General features: G+C 33.8%; 16 protein-coding genes. 11 read left to right on the top strand and 5 right to left on the bottom strand.

Annotation, left to right across the window (positions count from 1 at the left end):
* Positions 1-7 precede the first annotated feature (7 nt).
* The 7 genes from IR010_RS04390 (at position 8) to IR010_RS04360 (ending at position 8348) form a co-directional block, all read left to right on the top strand.
* Positions 8-1507 carry a RagB/SusD family nutrient uptake outer membrane protein gene (locus IR010_RS04390; RefSeq protein WP_194566952.1) on the top strand — a complete coding sequence of 500 codons (1500 nt, stop codon included), beginning with the start codon at positions 8-10 and terminating at the stop codon, positions 1505-1507.
* A gap of 12 nt (positions 1508-1519) precedes the next feature.
* Positions 1520-3073 (top strand): hypothetical protein, encoded by a 1554-nt coding sequence (locus IR010_RS04385; protein WP_194601912.1) that lies wholly within the window; start codon positions 1520-1522, stop codon positions 3071-3073.
* A 12-nt stretch (positions 3074-3085) separates the two neighbouring features.
* Positions 3086-4747, top strand: a complete 1662-nt coding sequence (locus IR010_RS04380; RefSeq protein WP_029269086.1) for a family 16 glycosylhydrolase — start codon at positions 3086-3088, stop codon at positions 4745-4747.
* Between the two features lie 81 nt (positions 4748-4828).
* Complete coding sequence (locus IR010_RS04375; protein WP_194566949.1) at positions 4829-5587, top strand: family 16 glycosylhydrolase; 759 nt, start codon at positions 4829-4831, stop codon at positions 5585-5587.
* A gap of 306 nt (positions 5588-5893) precedes the next feature.
* Positions 5894-6478, top strand: a complete 585-nt coding sequence (locus IR010_RS04370; protein ID WP_029269090.1) for an RNA polymerase sigma factor — start codon at positions 5894-5896, stop codon at positions 6476-6478.
* Between the two features lie 49 nt (positions 6479-6527).
* Positions 6528-6671, top strand: a complete 144-nt coding sequence (locus IR010_RS04365; RefSeq protein WP_194566948.1) for a hypothetical protein — start codon at positions 6528-6530, stop codon at positions 6669-6671.
* Positions 6672-7283: 612 nt separating this feature from the next.
* A complete protein-coding gene (locus IR010_RS04360; protein ID WP_029269091.1) occupies positions 7284-8348 on the top strand; it encodes a tetratricopeptide repeat protein in 1065 nt (354 codons plus the stop codon).
* 17 nt (positions 8349-8365) lie between these two features.
* Here IR010_RS04360 and IR010_RS04355 read toward each other — a convergent pair whose 3' ends face one another.
* Positions 8366-9022: an endonuclease III domain-containing protein gene (locus tag IR010_RS04355; RefSeq protein ID WP_194601909.1), complete on the bottom strand. Its 657-nt coding sequence runs from the start codon at positions 9020-9022 to the stop codon at positions 8366-8368.
* A 384-nt stretch (positions 9023-9406) separates the two neighbouring features.
* Between IR010_RS04355 and bcp the strand changes: the two genes are divergently transcribed.
* Positions 9407-9859, top strand: a complete 453-nt coding sequence (bcp, locus tag IR010_RS04350; protein WP_194566947.1) for a thioredoxin-dependent thiol peroxidase — start codon at positions 9407-9409, stop codon at positions 9857-9859.
* 263 nt (positions 9860-10122) lie between these two features.
* On the opposite strand, the gene IR010_RS04345 is transcribed toward bcp, so the two are convergent.
* A complete protein-coding gene (locus IR010_RS04345) occupies positions 10123-11583 on the bottom strand; it encodes a nicotinate-nucleotide adenylyltransferase (protein WP_029269097.1) in 1461 nt (486 codons plus the stop codon).
* Between the two features lie 90 nt (positions 11584-11673).
* Here IR010_RS04345 and IR010_RS04340 point away from each other — a divergent pair, with 90 nt between their 5' ends.
* The 3 genes from IR010_RS04340 to IR010_RS04330 are packed head-to-tail and all read left to right on the top strand — an operon-like array spanning position 11674 to position 13430.
* Complete coding sequence (locus IR010_RS04340) at positions 11674-12438, top strand: MBL fold metallo-hydrolase (RefSeq protein WP_194566946.1); 765 nt, start codon at positions 11674-11676, stop codon at positions 12436-12438.
* A gap of 13 nt (positions 12439-12451) precedes the next feature.
* Complete coding sequence (locus IR010_RS04335) at positions 12452-12955, top strand: hypothetical protein (protein WP_029269101.1); 504 nt, start codon at positions 12452-12454, stop codon at positions 12953-12955.
* 49 nt (positions 12956-13004) lie between these two features.
* Positions 13005-13430: a hypothetical protein gene (locus IR010_RS04330; RefSeq protein ID WP_228515084.1), complete on the top strand. Its 426-nt coding sequence runs from the start codon at positions 13005-13007 to the stop codon at positions 13428-13430.
* Between the two features lie 70 nt (positions 13431-13500).
* Here the strand turns inward: IR010_RS04330 and IR010_RS04325 are convergent, their stop codons facing one another.
* The 3 genes from IR010_RS04325 to IR010_RS04315 all read right to left on the bottom strand — a co-directional run bounded on the left by IR010_RS04325 (position 13501) and on the right by IR010_RS04315 (position 15813).
* Positions 13501-14145: an alpha/beta hydrolase gene (locus IR010_RS04325; RefSeq protein ID WP_194601905.1), complete on the bottom strand. Its 645-nt coding sequence runs from the start codon at positions 14143-14145 to the stop codon at positions 13501-13503.
* Positions 14146-14227: 82 nt separating this feature from the next.
* Complete coding sequence (locus tag IR010_RS04320) at positions 14228-14554, bottom strand: hypothetical protein (protein WP_194601902.1); 327 nt, start codon at positions 14552-14554, stop codon at positions 14228-14230.
* Between the two features lie 5 nt (positions 14555-14559).
* On the bottom strand, positions 14560-15813 hold the full coding sequence (locus tag IR010_RS04315; RefSeq protein WP_194601899.1) for a dihydroorotase: 1254 nt from the start codon (positions 15811-15813) through the stop codon (positions 14560-14562).
* Positions 15814-15845: the final 32 nt, after the last annotated feature.

The raw sequence follows: 15845 nt of genomic DNA, 5'->3' as shown, positions 1-15845 counted from the left end.
AATTAAAATGAAAAAATATTTATTTACAACCATTATAACAATCATTCTGTTCTCGACAATAAGTATTTCTTGTTCAGATGATTTTGTAGATCCTACGCCAGAATATTCGATAGATTCTGAAAATTATTTCAATTCAAAAGCCGATTATGATCAGGCATTAATTGCTGCTTACGATTTGCTTCAATCTTCTTACGTAAATGTTTTGCTGGGCGAAATTGCATCAGACAATACATTGGCAGGAGGAGAAAGTCCAACAGATGTTATTGGTTTTCAGCAAATAGACGACATGATTCACACTCCTGTAAACAGCAATTTAAGAGATATCTGGAATTGGATGTTTGCAGGCGTTCAAAGAGCTAATTATATTCTTGAGTTTAAAGATAAAACCGATTTTGAGGGAAAAAACCAGCTAATTGCAGAAACACGTTTTCTGAGAGCATATTACCAGTTTGAGTTAGTGAAATGGTTTGGTGGAATCCCGATGAAAGGAGATGCTAGATTTAAAATTGGAGATGAAAAAACGATAGCACGTTCTTCAGTCGCAGAAGTGTATGCTTCTATTGAAGCTGATTTAATTTTTGCTGCAGCTAATTTATCTCCAACAGCATCTCAAAAAGGAAGAGCAACTAAAGGTGCAGCTTTGGCTTTATTAGGAAAAGCTTATTTGTATCAAAATAAATTTACGCAGGCTGCAACTGCTCTAGACGGTGTAATTACTTCTGGTAAATATTCGCTTCAGGCAGACTATAACGCCATGTTTGAGTTAGATGGAGAAAACGGTCCCGAATCTGTTTTTGAAGTACAGTATACAGATGTAGAAGGAGCTGGTTTTGGATGTCTTCAATGTTCTGAAGGGAACGTTGCAGTTGGTTTTAGCGGTATAAGAAATTATTCAGGTCCGTTATTTTCTTCTGGATTTAGTTTTAATATTCCAACTCAGGAAGGTGTAAATGCGTTTGAAGTAGGAGACAAGCGTAAAGATGTTGCTATATTAGATATTGCAGCTTGGGCGACAGCCAATTCTTCATTTGATGGAGGAAAAGGCGTGAGCTACGGAAAAGGAAATGAAGACACTGGTTTCTTCAATAGAAAATACCTTCCTAGAAAAAGAAGTGCAAGTGCAGCTGGAGATTTAAACTTAACAAATCCAAACAATTACAGAGCAATTCGTTATGCTGATGTCTTACTTATGGCAGCAGAAGCTTACAATCGTGGAGCAATAGACGATGCAAAAGCTAAAACCTATTTAAATGCAGTCAGAAGACGTGCTTTTGGCGACAATAACCATGATATTTCAGCTTCTGGAGCAGCATTGACTGATTTTATTTGGGCAGAAAGAAGAGTAGAACTTTTTGGAGAAGGACACCGTTTCTTTGATTTAGTAAGAACTGGAAAAGCAGTTGGAAAAATAGCGGGTTTTACAGCTAATAAAAACGAATTATTTCCGCTTCCAATTGAAGAAATTCAATTCGCAAACGGAAACTGGCAACAAAACCCTGGATATTAAAAAAACACTATTATGAAAAAAATACATTTTATTATAAGTCTTTTCGTCTTGATACTCTTTTTAGGTTGTGCAAGCGAAGAAAGCGGCAATATAGATTTAGGCGGTGTAAGTGCACCGGCCAACGTATCTGCTTTGACAACGATAACACAAGATAATTCAGGTAAGGTTACTTTTTTACCTAAAGGCGAAGGCGTTACGCAATACAAAATAAATTACGGAGACGGATCTCCAGAATCAGATTATTTTTCACCAGGCGGCACTACGACACACACTTATAAAGAAGGTGTTTACAAGTCTAAAATTATTGCGATGGGAATTAACGGAAAAACAACTGAAACAACTCAGGATGTAATGGTTTCGTTTTTAGCACCAACAAATCTGCAGGCAACATTAGCACATGTTTTGGGTGATAATTTTTCAGCAACCGTTACTGCGAAAGCAAATTTTGAAACGTATTTTCAGGTTTTCTTTGGAGAAACTGCCAATGAAACTCCAGTTAATTTTATGGAGGGGGAAACGATAAAACATACGTATGCAAACGTGGGAACTTATAAAGTAAAAGTTATTGCTTTGAGTGGCGGGGCAGCTAAAACAACTTACGAAGAATCTATTACGATCTCTAATCCTGTATTATTGCCGGTAGATTTTGAGTCTCCTACACTTAATTATGCTTTTACCAATTTTGGCGGAGCTAATACAGTTGTAGCAAATAATCCGAGTGTTGGAGAAAATAATCCGAGCGCAAAAGTGGCTAAATTAACCAAAAATACTGGTTCTGAAGTTTGGGCTGGATCATTTATAGAATTGGGAGTTCCGATTGATTTTTCAACTTTGAAAAAAATCAAAATCAAAACTTGGTCACCAAAAGCGGGAATTGTTGTAAAAATGAAATTAGAGAACTTAACAAATCCAGACATTAATACAGAAGTAGATGTAACTAATACAGTTGCAAACGGCTGGGAAGATTTGACTTTTGATTTCTCTGCAGTAGATAATGCGAAAAATTACCAAAGATTAGTGGTTTTCTTTGATTTTGGAACGAATGGAACTGGAGCTGATTATTATTTTGATGATATTCAATTGACTTCTGGTGTAGAAACGGTAAAATTACCATTGACTTTTGAATCTTCTACTTTGGTATATAAGTTTACAAGTTTTGGAGGAGCAAATTCTGTATTAGCTGATAATCCAGATAAAACAGGAATTAATACTTCAGCAAAAGTAGGTGCCTTAACAAAAGGAAATGGTTCTGAAGTTTGGGCTGGATCTTTTATTGAATTGGCAGCGCCGCTTAATTTTTCTTCTTTCAAAAAATTAAAATTAAAAGTGTGGTCGCCTCAAGCCGGAATTGTAGTCAAGCTAAAACTTGAAAATTTTGCAGACAGTTCTATTAATAAAGAAGTAGATGCCACCTCGACAGTTGCAAATGGCTGGGAAGAGCTCACATTTGATTTTGATGGAGCCACAACGGCCAATCAGTTTCAGAGAGTAGTTGTGTTTTTTGACTTTGGAGTTAACGGCACAGGGAAAACCTACTATTTTGATGACATTAAACAATCCAACTAAAAATTCGAAATCATGAATAAGAAAATAATTCTAAATATAGTAATGATGCTGACTATTCTTTTGACAGTAAGCTGTCAGAAAGATGATTTTGCATTCGGCGATATAAATTCGCCAACCAATCTTAAAGTGACTGCCGAGATTGTTGGAAAAACTGCCACTGCTCCAAATGGAGACGGATCAGGAATGGTAAAATTTACAGCAGCAGCAGATGATGCCATTTCATACAAATATGTATTTACTGATGGTACTTCAGAAAATGCTCCAAGCGGTGTATTTACAAAACGTTTTACCAAAACAGGACTTAACAAGTATACAGTAACCGTAATTGCAACCGGAAAAGGCGGTGTTGCAACCAATACAACAATCGATGTTGAGGTAGTTAGTAACTTTAGTGATGCTGAAGCAGTTGCATTTTTAACCGGCGGAACATCTAAAAAATGGTATTGGTCTGCATCTGAGCCAGGACATTTAGGAGTGGGGCAAAATGATAATGACGCTACTAAAAATTATTATCCAAATTATTATTCGGCTGGTGCTTTTGAAAAAGCGGGGTCGCCGTCAAGCAGCTGTTTATACGAAAACGTATTGACTTTCTCTCTAGATGGAGATCAGCTTAAATTTGAACTAAATAATGGCGGAGCAACTTTCTTTAACGCTGCTTTTGAAAGCGTAGGAGGAGGAAATTCAGGTTCTGATGCTTGTTTGACATACAATACGGCTGGTAAAAAATCAGTTTCATTAAGTCCTTCAGAATCAGTTGTAATGGCAAATCCAGATCATACGACACAAACAAGAGGAACAACTATGAATTTCTCTGATGGTGGCTTTATGGGGTATTATATTGGACAGAGTTCATATGAAATCTTGTCAATTACAGCCAATAGAATGGTGGTTAGAGCTGTTATGGGAGGAAATCCAGCATTAGCGTGGTATCATATTTTTACGACTACAAAACCAACTCAAAATCCAGTAACGGATTACAGTAAGTTAGTTTGGTCAGATGAGTTTAATACAGATGGAGCGCCTGACGCCACAAAATGGAGTTATGATTTAGGCAGAGGAGATAATGGCTGGGGAAATAGTGAAAAACAAAATTACACCAACGCCGCGACGAATGTAATTGTACAAGGCGGAAATCTAAAAATTACAGCTAAAAAAGAAGCTTCTGGAGGTGCAGATTACTCTTCAGCACGATTAAAAACAGATGCTAAATTTGCCTTTACTTACGGAAAAGTTGAGGTTCGTGCCAAATTGCCGATTGGTGCAGGAACTTGGCCTGCAATATGGATGCTGGGACAAAATTATGCAACAAAAGCGTGGCCAGCGTGCGGTGAAATAGATATTATGGAACACGTAGGAAACAGCCAAAATTTGATTCACGGAACTCTTCATTATCCTGGACATTCAGCAGGAAATGCAAATACAGGTTCTAAAACGATTCCGAATGTTTCAACAGAATTTCATGTTTATAAAACGATTTGGAGTCCAGCTTCAGTAAAAATATATGTCGATGAAGATCTGATTCACTCAGTTCCTAATGACGGTTCTTTGCCTTTTAATAGTGACTTCTTTTTGATTTTGAACGTGGCTATGGGAGGTACTTTTGGTGGCAATATTGATGCAGCTTTTACACAGTCTTCAATGGAGATTGATTATGTCAGAGTATATCAATAGATTATAAATTAATTAGTAAGAATGAAATGAGAAGGTCAGATTTAGGCTGGCCTTCTTGTTTTTATGTAATTTAAGAAGACAATGAAAAAAGTAATTATACTACTATTGATAAGCAGTTTTTGTTTCGCACAAAAAGTGAAAAGGAAATTAGTCTGGGAAGAAAATTTCAATAAAAAAGAATTAAATGAGAAGGATTGGAATTTTGAAGTTGGAGATGGCTGTCCTGATCTTTGCGGTTTCGGAAATAATGAAAGACAAATTTATACTAAAGAAAATCACGAATTTAAAGATGGAAATTTAGTTATAGAAGCCAAAAAAGACGGAAATAAATACACATCGACCAAAATTACCACAAAAGGCAAAAAAGAGTTCCTGTATGGCCGAATCGAAGCTCGGGCTAAATTGCCAATTGGCCATGGATTGTGGCCGGCATTCTGGATGTTAGGTGCAAATATTGATGAAGTATATTGGCCTAAAACAGGTGAAATAGATATTTTAGAATATATTGGCAGAGATCCTCACATGGTCTACACGACACTGCATACACAAGACAGTCACGGCAATACAATCAATACAAAAAGAACATCATTTCCTGATATTGAAGAAGGATATCATGTATATGCAATCGAGTGGACAAAAGATAAAATAGACTTTTATGTTGATAAAACATTGGCATATACATTTAATCCGCCAGTAAAAAATGAAGATACCTGGCCTTTTAATAAGCCATTTTATATTATTGTGAATTTAGCTATTGGAGGAAATTTTGGAGGCCCAGAAGTAGATGATAAAATTTTGCCTCAAAAATACTTTGTAGATTACGTTCGAGTGTATCAATAAAAAAGACGTGAAAAAGAAGATATAAATGACTTAATTGTTTAATTGTAAGTTATTTATGTCTTTTTTTTGCATCTAAAAATATTTTATTTATTTGATGTTTTAACGCACTTAATCGATGAAATTTAAGTTTTGCTTACAAATTTTTAGATTTTATTGTTAATTAATGTCGATTTTATTTGCTTTTTAAAATAATAATTTGTTAAATTTGGTCACAATATTAACATACTCAAAAAAAGATACGCCTATACAATAAAATTACTTTTTAGAAAAATTACTCCAAATTATAGAACCTAAAAAAGTAGTATTATGGCTGATCTGCATATTCCAGACGCTCTATTAGTAAAAAATTACATCGATGGCAATGAAACAGCGCTTTCGACATTAATTAAAAGGCACGAGTCTAAAATATATGGATTCATATATTCAAAGATTGCTGATAGAGATATTTCAAACGATATTTTTCAAGACACTTTCATTAAGGTGATTAAAACCTTAAAAAGTAATTCATATAACGAAGAAGGCAAATTCTTGCCTTGGGTTATGCGTATTTCTCACAATTTAATTGTAGATCACTTCCGTAAAACCAAAAAAATGCCAATGTACAGAGAAACCGAAGAGTTTTCGATTTTCTCTATAATGTCTGACGATTCGTTGACAATTGAAGGCAAAATGATCGTAGATCAGGTAGAGATTGACTTAAAAAAGCTAATCGAAGAACTTCCAGAAGATCAAAAAGAAGTATTGGTAATGCGTATGTATCAAGACATGAGTTTCAAGGAAATATCTGAACTAACAGACGTTAGCATCAATACAGCATTAGGAAGAATGCGTTATGCATTAATGAATTTGAGAAAAATAATTGATAAACATCAAATTATTTTAACCAATTAATACTATTTTGAGTATTAGCTCGTTATACTAAATATAACTTATTTACAGTATGGCGAAAATTTACTCTAAAAAAGCATTAGCTTCTAAGAACTTAAAACCTAAAAAAGAAGTCGTTTCTTTTTTATTAAATTATTCACAAGCATTAACAATTGTGAAAATTGAAGATAAAAGTTTTGAAATTATAGCTAATTAAAACACCCCGCTGCTATTGGTCGGATGTTTTCTAAAGAAAACCAAATGGTCGTTTTGGTTTAAAAAACTCACTATTCGTATTTTAATATGAATAGTGAGTTTTTTTATTCACTAACTTTAAAGTAAGTTTTTTCTTCTGCATTAAAATATCTTTTTTATAAGGATTTTGGGCAGTTTTCCGCTAGATATTGTTAAAATTTCATGTTTTGACTATATTTTATTTTGTTATTCAATAATTAATTTTATTTTAGTTAAAAAGTAATTGTTTATTCAGTTAAATCGAAGAATAAGAGTTTTATTTATTAAAATTCATTCGATTTGTAGAATATTAATAATTTTTATAAAATTGATGTTTAACTAAATAACTAAATGATTTATGGAGAAAAACTACCCCTATTTATTTTGTTTCGTTTGTTGTCTGTCTTAATCTAAAAAATAAGATCAAAGGCATAAAAGAGTGGATTTTGCAAATTCTTTTAAAGGAAAGAAATAAGCTGATTTTACTGTAAGTTTTTCTTTAAAAAAAGAATTAATTAATTCTAGACTTTAAATCTTCTGCAAGTCCCTCCCAAATAACCATCAAATCATTTAACAACCAAACCTAACTGATAAAATGAAAAAGAAAATTAAGATATTATCAATCCTGCTATTGATTACTATCGGAGCATTTGCTCAAAAAGATGAAATAAAAGAGGCGCAGTCTAACTACGATAAAGGAAAATCTCAAGAGGCAGCTGCCATTTTAAAGAAAATAGAATATCAGATTCTAAACGCACCAGATGATGTAAAAACAGATTACTTTTTCTTAAAAGGAAATGTTTATAAAGACTTAGCTTCTAAAAATATAGATGCTGCAGCTAATTTTACTACTGCAATCAGTTCATTTCAAGATGTACTCTTATATGAAAATGATTCCCGTATTTACAGATACGCTGTGAAAGCAAATTTAGCTTTAAAAGAAATGAAATCTAAATTGGTTGATGGAGCTTATAATGATTATCAAGGCGGAAAATTTAAAGAAAGCGCAGATAAGAGTTATGAAGTATACTTGTTTGATAAAAAAGACACTCTAAACTTGTTTAATGCTGCAACTGCTTCCTTAACAGGAAAAGACTATGTCGCTGCAATTAAATATTATGAGGAACTTAAAAAAATAAATTATTCTGGTAAAGGAGTTGTGTATTATGCCACAAACAAAAAAACAAAAGTAGAAGAATCTTTTATGTCTGTAAGTGCCAGAGAGTCAAATGTAAAAGCAGGTCTCTATGAGAAGCCCAGAACTGTATCTCCGCCTTCAAAAAAACCAGAAATTTTAGGAAACTTAGCTTTTTCATATCTAGAGCGAAATGATTTTGCAAATGCAGAAAAATATTATAATGAGGCACTGCAACTAAATCAAAATTGTATTGACTGTTACATTAATCTTGCTTATGTGAAAATACAAATGAAAAAAGCTTTGGTTGATCAAATGGCAATGCTTGGAAACAGCCCTAAAGAAATGAAGGAATATGATATATTGGATGCTAAAAAAAATGAAGTCTTAAAAAGTGCTATTCCAATTTTGAAACAGGCACTGACCATCGAACCCAAAAATGAAGACGCTATAAAATCGCTCTTAGGTATTTATAGATCGCTCGATATGAAAAATGAATACAATGCCTTAAAAGGAGGTATGTAAGAAATATATAGAAGCTGCTAGATTTTCTTTTTAGCAGCTTCTTCTATAACAGATTTTTTCCCGATTGTTCTCGTAATAATATCTTTGTCTAAACTCCAGCCTCTTGCAGGCGAATATTCACGTCCGTACCAAATAATTTGTAAATGTAGATCGTTCCAAATTTCTCTTGGAAATAATCGTTTAGCATCTTTTTCGGTCTGCACTACATTTTTTCCGTTTGATAAATTCCATCTGTACATTAATCTGTGAATGTGAGTATCTACTGGAAAAGCAGGAACCCCAAAAGCTTGAGACATGACAACGCTCGCGGTTTTGTGTCCAACAGCTGGCAAAGATTCAAGAGCTTCAAAACTCTGAGGTACTTCACCATTATATTTTTCGATTAAAATTTCTGATAAACCATGAATTCCTTTAGATTTCATTGGAGACAAACCACACGGACGAATGATTTCCTTAATTTCTTTAACCGACATTTTTACCATATCATACGGATTATCTGCTTTTGCAAATAAAAGAGGCGTAATTTGATTCACACGTACATCTGTGCATTGCGCAGAAAGCAGAACAGCAATTAATAATGTGTAAGGATCTTTATGATCAAGTGGTACAGGTATAGTAGGATAGAGTTCTTTTAACGTATTTATAACAAATTGTACGCGAGCTTCTTTATTCATTTCCGTATTTTTAATCCCGTAAAAATAGTATAATTTTAATGATGTGCCTAATCCAGCTTTTCGTTTCAACTCCTCATTGCAACAGCAACATTTTTAAGTATTAAAAAGAGCTTCCGCTGGTCGCTTTTTAAATACAAAAAATGTAAAGCTGTCACAATTTCGGGGTTTTCACTACAATCTGGGGCAATGGTAATTGTCAATTGTGAAATGTGAAATGTGAAGTGTGAAATGTGAAATGTCAATTGTAATTAAACTATACTTTTATGCGTAATCGTAAATCTAATAATCTAAGAAATCTAAGAATTCTAAGAAGTCTAAGAAGTCTAAGAAGTCTAAGAAGTCTAAGAAGTCTAACAACCTAACAATCTAACAATCTAAATAAAAATGACAACATTACAAAAAGGTGATAAAGCACCAAATTTTTCAGGAGTAGACCAAGACGGAAAAACGCATAAACTGGCAGATTATGCCGGAAAGAAACTAGTTGTTTTCTTTTATCCAAAAGCAAGTACACCAGGCTGTACTGCAGAAGCTTGTGACTTAAGAGACAATTTTGAGCGTTTTAAAGAGAATAATTATGAACTTTTAGGCGTGAGTGCCGACAGCCAGAAAGCACAATTAAAGTTTAAAGATAAATACGAATTTCCTTTTCCATTATTGGCAGATGAAGATAAATCGGTAATCAATGCATTTGGTGTTTGGGGACCAAAGAAATTCATGGGAAAAGAATACGATGGAATTCACAGAACTACTTTCGTAATCGATGAAAACGGAATCATTGATGAAGTAATCTCGCAAGTAAAAACTAAAGAACACGCAGCTCAGATTTTGAAATAAAATTTTTGTTTCAGGTGTCAGGTTACGAGCTGAGTAGATTTTACCGCAAAGTACGCCAAGTTTTTTTTATCCATGGCGTTTATAAAACACAAAGTTCGCAAAGCTAAATCAACACAAAGCTTTGCGAACTTTGTGTTTTATAAACTTAGTATGTCACAAAAACTTAGCGTGCTTTGCGGTTAATTTGTTATTAAGTTCAGAACGTGAAACCTGAAACAAAAAAAAACTTGAAACAAAAAAAAGTCCCTTAATTGGGACTTTTTTTATGCGTTTTGTTCCAATTCCTTTTGCGGATGATATCCAAAAAGATGATGTTCTTTTATGATTTCCGCAACCCCAGACGGAAGCATTGGTTCCCAGCCTGTTTTTCCCTGACTGATCATTTTTAGTACTTCACGAGAGAATACGTTTAATATATTAGGGTTGTAATCTACAATGTCAACTACTTTTCCGTTGAACTTAAAGAATTTATACAATTCCTTCATTCTCGGATGTACTTTCAAATTAGCTGATGTAATAACTTCGCCATTATCGCCCAACATCGGATATAAAAATACTTTCATATCTCTGTAGAATAATTTTCCAAAAGCTTCTAGAATTCCACCACTTAAATGACGGTAGTATTTCTCGTCAAAAATATCAACTAAATTATTTACTCCCATTGCCAATCCCATTCTGGCTTTAGTATAATTAGAAAAATATTCAACCACTTTATAATATTCCTGAAAATTCGAAATCATTACAGTTTGACCTAAAGAACAAAGTAATTCAGCTCTGTCCATAAAATCGCGTTCGTCAATCTCACCATCTGAACGTAAATTCGAAAGTGTAATTTCAAAAACGACTAGAGTATTGTCTTTTTCTACTTTATTTTCTTCGAGAAACATCTTTAAAGATTTCTCGTACATATCAAGATTTACATTCGTAACCGGGCGGAAACTTCCTCTAAAAGCAAGAAGATTTTTTTTGTACAAAACAGCTGCAGGCAGAACATTTTTCCCGTCAGGGTTAAACATTACGGCATCTGTCATTCCGTTTTTAACCAATTGCAAACTCATTAAACGATTATCAACATCAGCAAAACGTGGTCCTGAGAAGTTAATAGTATCGATTTCGAGTTGGTCTTTATCTAAGTGATCGTATAAATAACGAAGTAATCGTTTTGGATCGTTGTATTTGTAAAAGGCACCGTAAATTAAGTTTACACCTAAAATTCCTAGTGTTTCTTGTTGAAGTCTTGCGTCAGTTTCTTTAAAACGAATGTGTAGAATAATTTCGTTATAAGCTTCGTCAGGTTCTATTTGGTATCTAATTCCGACCCAGCCGTGACCTTTAAATTGTTTGGCAAAATCTATTGTTGCTACTGTATTGGCGTAGCTGAAGAAAAGTTTATTAGGGTGTTTTTCTCGGCTTAAACGTTCTTCGATCAATTCACCTTCAAACGTAAGCATCTTTTTTAGTCGGTTTTCGGTAACATATCTTCCGTCGCCTTCGATGCCATAAACGGCATCACTAAAATCTTTGTCATAGGCAGACATTGCTTTTGCAATTGTTCCCGATGAACCTCCGGATCTAAAAAAATGCCTAACTGTTTCTTGTCCAGCACCAATTTCAGCAAATGTTCCGTAAATATTCTCGTTTAAATTAATGCGTAACGCTTTGTCTTTTATAGAAGGAATCTGTTCGATGACCTTGTCACCTTTGAGTTTTATTTCTGTACCCATTTTATTTTAAATAGATTTGTTACAAAGTTAGCAAATTAGGCTTCTAATGAAAGAGAAATAATCCTATTTTTGTAAAAAAAATAAGTTCAATTGAAGGTATATTTTTTAGGTACTGGTACTTCCCAAGGTATTCCGATTATCGGAATCGATCATCCTGTTTGCAAAAGCACTGATGCTAAGGACAAAAGGCTCCGCGTTTCCATCTGGATTACGTGGGACGATCACTCATATGTAATCGATTGTGGGCCTGATTTCAGACAGCAAATGCTTTCATGCGGATGCAGGCATCTCGATGCTATTTTGTTTACTCACGAACATGCAGATCACACTGCAGGTTTAGATGATATTCGTCCGTTTAATTTCCGTCAAGGTGAAATTCCAGTTTACGCGCACCAGCGTGTAATTGATAATCTTAAGCGCCGTTTTGAATATGTTTTCGAAACTGTAAACAAATATCCAGGCGCACCAAGCGTTAAAACAATTGAGGTTCAAAATAATAAAACTTTTGCTGTTGGCGACAAAAAAGCTATTCCAATTAATGTAATGCATGGCGATTTACAGGTTTTTGGTTATAGAATAGATGATTTTGCTTATTTGACAGATGTAAAAACAATTGAAGAAGCTGAAGTTGAAAAATTAAAAAACCTAAAGGTTCTGGTTGTGAATGCTTTGCGCGTAGAACCGCATGATACACATTTTAATTTGCAGGAAGCCCTCGATTTTATAAATTTGGTCAAGCCAAAAGTAGCCTATTTAACGCATATCAGCCACGTTTTGGGCTTTCATGAAGAGGTGCAAAAGAAGTTGCCTAAAAATGTTTTCTTGGCTTACGATAATTTGGAAATTACAATTTAATTATACCACAAAAATGAAAAAATCCTTAATGCTTTATCTTTTTATCCTTGCGATATTAATGAATGTTTTTACCTATATGTTTTACAGTAATGAAGTGAAATTTGGACAGGAAAGATATGATAAAACGACTAAGAAACTGAGAGATAGCATCAATTTAGTGAAAACTCAATTAGCTGATGCCAATTATTTTTCTTTAGAACATAACGAAAATGCACAAAATTATTTTGATAACAGTGCTTCTGGCGGTAAAGTCATTTTATACGAAAAATTGATTCCGGTTGTAACTGAAAAATTATTGGATCTAAATTCAAATCCAAACGGAAATCCTTATACGGGTCAGGATAAAATTGGCGCTAGTAAATTTATCATTAATAAAGTAAAAATTTTAAACCACAGATGGATCATTGCAGATTACAGCAATGGTGAATTATGGGGAGAAGTCTTGTTAAAATACTTTGTTAATGATGATGAAAGTATTACTTTTGAAGTTAACCAAACTTGGTTATATCAAAAATAGGATTTTTTAATCCTATTTTTTTTTTGATTAAAATTAAATATATAGGATTATGAAAAAGATGTTTTTGTTTTTGATTATAGTGAGCGCGTTTTCCTGCGCCAAAAGAGTTTCTCAAGAAAATGTAAATACAATTCCGAAAGAGCCAGTAAAAGAAGCTGTTGTAGGAGCAGATGCCGATTCTCACGGTTGTAAAGCATCTGCTGGCTATACTTGGTCAACTCTTAAAAAAGAATGCATACGTGTGTTTGAAGGCACAAAATTGTCTCACCTTGATGACGGAAAAACATACACTACTGCATCATACGTAATTTTCGAAGGAAATAAAGCAGAACTTTTTCTGGATACTCAAAAAGAATCTATTATTTTAGAAAGAAAATCTGAAGGCGATTCGTGGGTTAACGGCGATTGGGAGTTAATTCCTTGGAAAGGATATGTCCTGAAAAAAGACGGGAAGATTATTTATACGGGGAAATAGTTTACAGTCTTCAGTCGCAGTTTAAAGTTTGTTTGACTGAAAACTGCGACTGAATACCGAAAATTGAGAACTACAAAGCCAGCCAATTCTTAAAATCAAAGAAATTTTGCGGCGCTACGCCGTGACCCACAGGATATTCTTTATAAGTAACTGGAATATTTAATTTTTCTAAAATAGCAGGCGTTTTTCTTGCCCAGTCAATTGGAATAACTTGATCTACAGTTCCGTGTGACGCGAATATTTTTAGGTTTTTGAAATCGTTTTTCTCAAAACCTTCTTTGATAATTTCTTCATTAAAGTAACCGCTCATTGCCACAACTCTCTGAATTTTTTCAGGATAAGAAAGTGCAACAGAATAACTCAAAATAGAACCTTGGCTAAAGCCAACTAAAGTCACATTATGAGCGTCAATCGGATAATTTGCAACTAATTCATCTACGAAAGTGGCAATTAAATCGCGTGAAGTTTTTGCTTGTTCGTTATCTGAAAATTTGTTCTGATCAGCATCAAAATTGATCGCGTACCAAGCATAAGCGCCATATTGCAAATCATAAGGTGCGCGTGCTGAAACAATATAATAATTATCAGGAAGTTCTGTTGCAAACGAAAACAAGTCAGCCTCATTGCTGCCATATCCGTGTAATAAAAGCAACACAGGATTTTTATCTAAAATAACTTTTGGGTCTTGTATTTTATATTCTAAAGATAGATTCATTTTTTAATTGTGAATTGTGAATTGTGAATTTTCCGAATTTTCCGAATTTGGAATTTGGAATTTTTTAATGAAATTTAAAAGATTAGCCAATCTTTTTAAACCATTTTTGGAATAATTCTCCAACTAACGGAATTGGCTTTGTTTGTCCTTGAATAGCAGTAAAAATTCCATAATTCCAAAGAATTGAAATACAAATCCACATTGGAAAAGTTATAAAAAAACTGTCAAAATTGCTGATTATAGCTCCAAAAGAAATAAACGTCAAAGACAATCCTAGCGCCTGACGAATATGAAAAGAAGCAAAACTATTTTTATTTTCAGAGTTCATCGACATTGCAATCAGTACTCCAATTATTAAAATATAACTGGTAATTGCGATAGATTTTCCCTCTTCGATTGAATTATTCATTGTAATTATTTAGAGATAACAAGTTGATTTTGATTTAAAATTCCGTAAACAGAACCTTTTATTTCAGTTCCTAAAAAAGCTGAGTTTTTAGATTTTGAAAGTATGTTTTCTTTTGTAAAAGTTGATTTTCCATCCGGAGTAAAAAATGTGAAGTTCGCTTTTGCGCCTTCTTCAATTATATTGTTTTCAAGACCAAAAACAATTCTTCCCGAAGTTAATTTAGCTACGACAGTTTCTAGTGGCAAAACCGTTAATAATGCGCTGAAAGCACTTTCAAGACCAATTGTACCGTTTTTAGCGGTATCAAATTCCATTTTCTTGAATTCAATATCAATTGGGTTATGATCTGAAGTAATCATATCAATAGTTCCGTCAGCAATTCCGTTTAATAAAGCTTGTCGGTCAACTTCAGTTCGCAATGGCGGTGTTACTTTAAATCGAGTATCAAAGCCTTCCAATTTTTCATCCGTTAAAACCAAATGATGTACAGAGGCGCTTACTGTTACGTTTAAGCCTTTTGCTTTGGCCTCTCTAATCAATTCAACTGATTTAGCTGTAGAAATCGTCGGGATATGAAGTTTTCCGCCAGTGTATTCTAATAAGAATAAGTTTCTTGAAATTTGTAGTTCTTCTGCTAAGTTCGGAATTCCTTTTAGACCTAATCTTGTTGAAACAATTCCTTCGTTGGCAACTCCATTTCCTTTTATGTTTGGATCTTGTGAATAAGCAATTATCAATCCATCAAAATCTTGAACATATTGCAATGCTATTTTTAGCAGATTAGCATTGTCAATACTTTTATTATAATCACCGAAAGCAATTGCTCCGGCTTTTTTCATATCGTATAGCTCTGCCATATCTTTTCCTTCGCTGGCTTTGGTTAGCGCACCAATTGGAAAAATTTCTGTGGCAAAACCATTTGCTTTGTTTTTTACAAAATTTACTTGAGACTGATTGTCAATAACAGGGAAGGAATTTGGCTGTAATGCAACTGCTGTAAAACCACTTTTTGAGGCAACATTCAATCCGTTTGCAATGGTTTCCCGGTCTTCGTAACCTGGTTCTCCAAATGAAACGCTGCTGTCAAACCAGCCTTGAGAAATGTGAAGATCATCGAATCGTACAATTTCTGCGTCATCGTTTGGAAGTGAAACGCCTATTTTTTCTATTAAACCATCTGCAATTAAAAGATCAACGGTCTGGTTATGAAACGGACTTTTCGAGTCGATAATTTTGGCGCTTTTGATGATTATTTTCATATGTAGATATTTTTTTGTCGTAAAATGATTTT

It is taken from the genome of Flavobacterium sp. MR2016-29, assembly GCF_015350695.1.
In the GTDB taxonomy this organism is placed as follows: Bacteria; Bacteroidota; Bacteroidia; order Flavobacteriales; family Flavobacteriaceae; genus Flavobacterium.
Note: the sequence above shows the minus strand (reverse complement) of the source record. Positions and strands in the feature narration are given on the sequence as shown.

Excerpts from the sequence above, each read along its gene's own strand:
- IR010_RS04390 (WP_194566952.1), top strand. The coding sequence starts at position 8 with ATGAAAAAATATTTATTTACAACCATTATAACAATCATTCTGTTCTCG.
- IR010_RS04385 (WP_194601912.1), top strand. The coding sequence starts at position 1,520 with ATGAAAAAAATACATTTTATTATAAGTCTTTTCGTCTTGATACTCTTT.
- IR010_RS04380 (WP_029269086.1), top strand. The coding sequence starts at position 3,086 with ATGAATAAGAAAATAATTCTAAATATAGTAATGATGCTGACTATTCTT.
- IR010_RS04375 (WP_194566949.1), top strand. The coding sequence starts at position 4,829 with ATGAAAAAAGTAATTATACTACTATTGATAAGCAGTTTTTGTTTCGCA.
- IR010_RS04370 (WP_029269090.1), top strand. The coding sequence starts at position 5,894 with ATGGCTGATCTGCATATTCCAGACGCTCTATTAGTAAAAAATTACATC.
- IR010_RS04365 (WP_194566948.1), top strand. The coding sequence starts at position 6,528 with ATGGCGAAAATTTACTCTAAAAAAGCATTAGCTTCTAAGAACTTAAAA.
- IR010_RS04360 (WP_029269091.1), top strand. The coding sequence starts at position 7,284 with ATGAAAAAGAAAATTAAGATATTATCAATCCTGCTATTGATTACTATC.
- IR010_RS04355 (WP_194601909.1), bottom strand. The coding sequence starts at position 9,022 with ATGAATAAAGAAGCTCGCGTACAATTTGTTATAAATACGTTAAAAGAA.
- bcp (WP_194566947.1), top strand. The coding sequence starts at position 9,407 with ATGACAACATTACAAAAAGGTGATAAAGCACCAAATTTTTCAGGAGTA.
- IR010_RS04345 (WP_029269097.1), bottom strand. The coding sequence starts at position 11,583 with ATGGGTACAGAAATAAAACTCAAAGGTGACAAGGTCATCGAACAGATT.
- IR010_RS04335 (WP_029269101.1), top strand. The coding sequence starts at position 12,452 with ATGAAAAAATCCTTAATGCTTTATCTTTTTATCCTTGCGATATTAATG.
- IR010_RS04330 (WP_228515084.1), top strand. The coding sequence starts at position 13,005 with ATGAAAAAGATGTTTTTGTTTTTGATTATAGTGAGCGCGTTTTCCTGC.
- IR010_RS04325 (WP_194601905.1), bottom strand. The coding sequence starts at position 14,145 with ATGAATCTATCTTTAGAATATAAAATACAAGACCCAAAAGTTATTTTA.
- IR010_RS04320 (WP_194601902.1), bottom strand. The coding sequence starts at position 14,554 with ATGAATAATTCAATCGAAGAGGGAAAATCTATCGCAATTACCAGTTAT.
- IR010_RS04315 (WP_194601899.1), bottom strand. The coding sequence starts at position 15,813 with ATGAAAATAATCATCAAAAGCGCCAAAATTATCGACTCGAAAAGTCCG.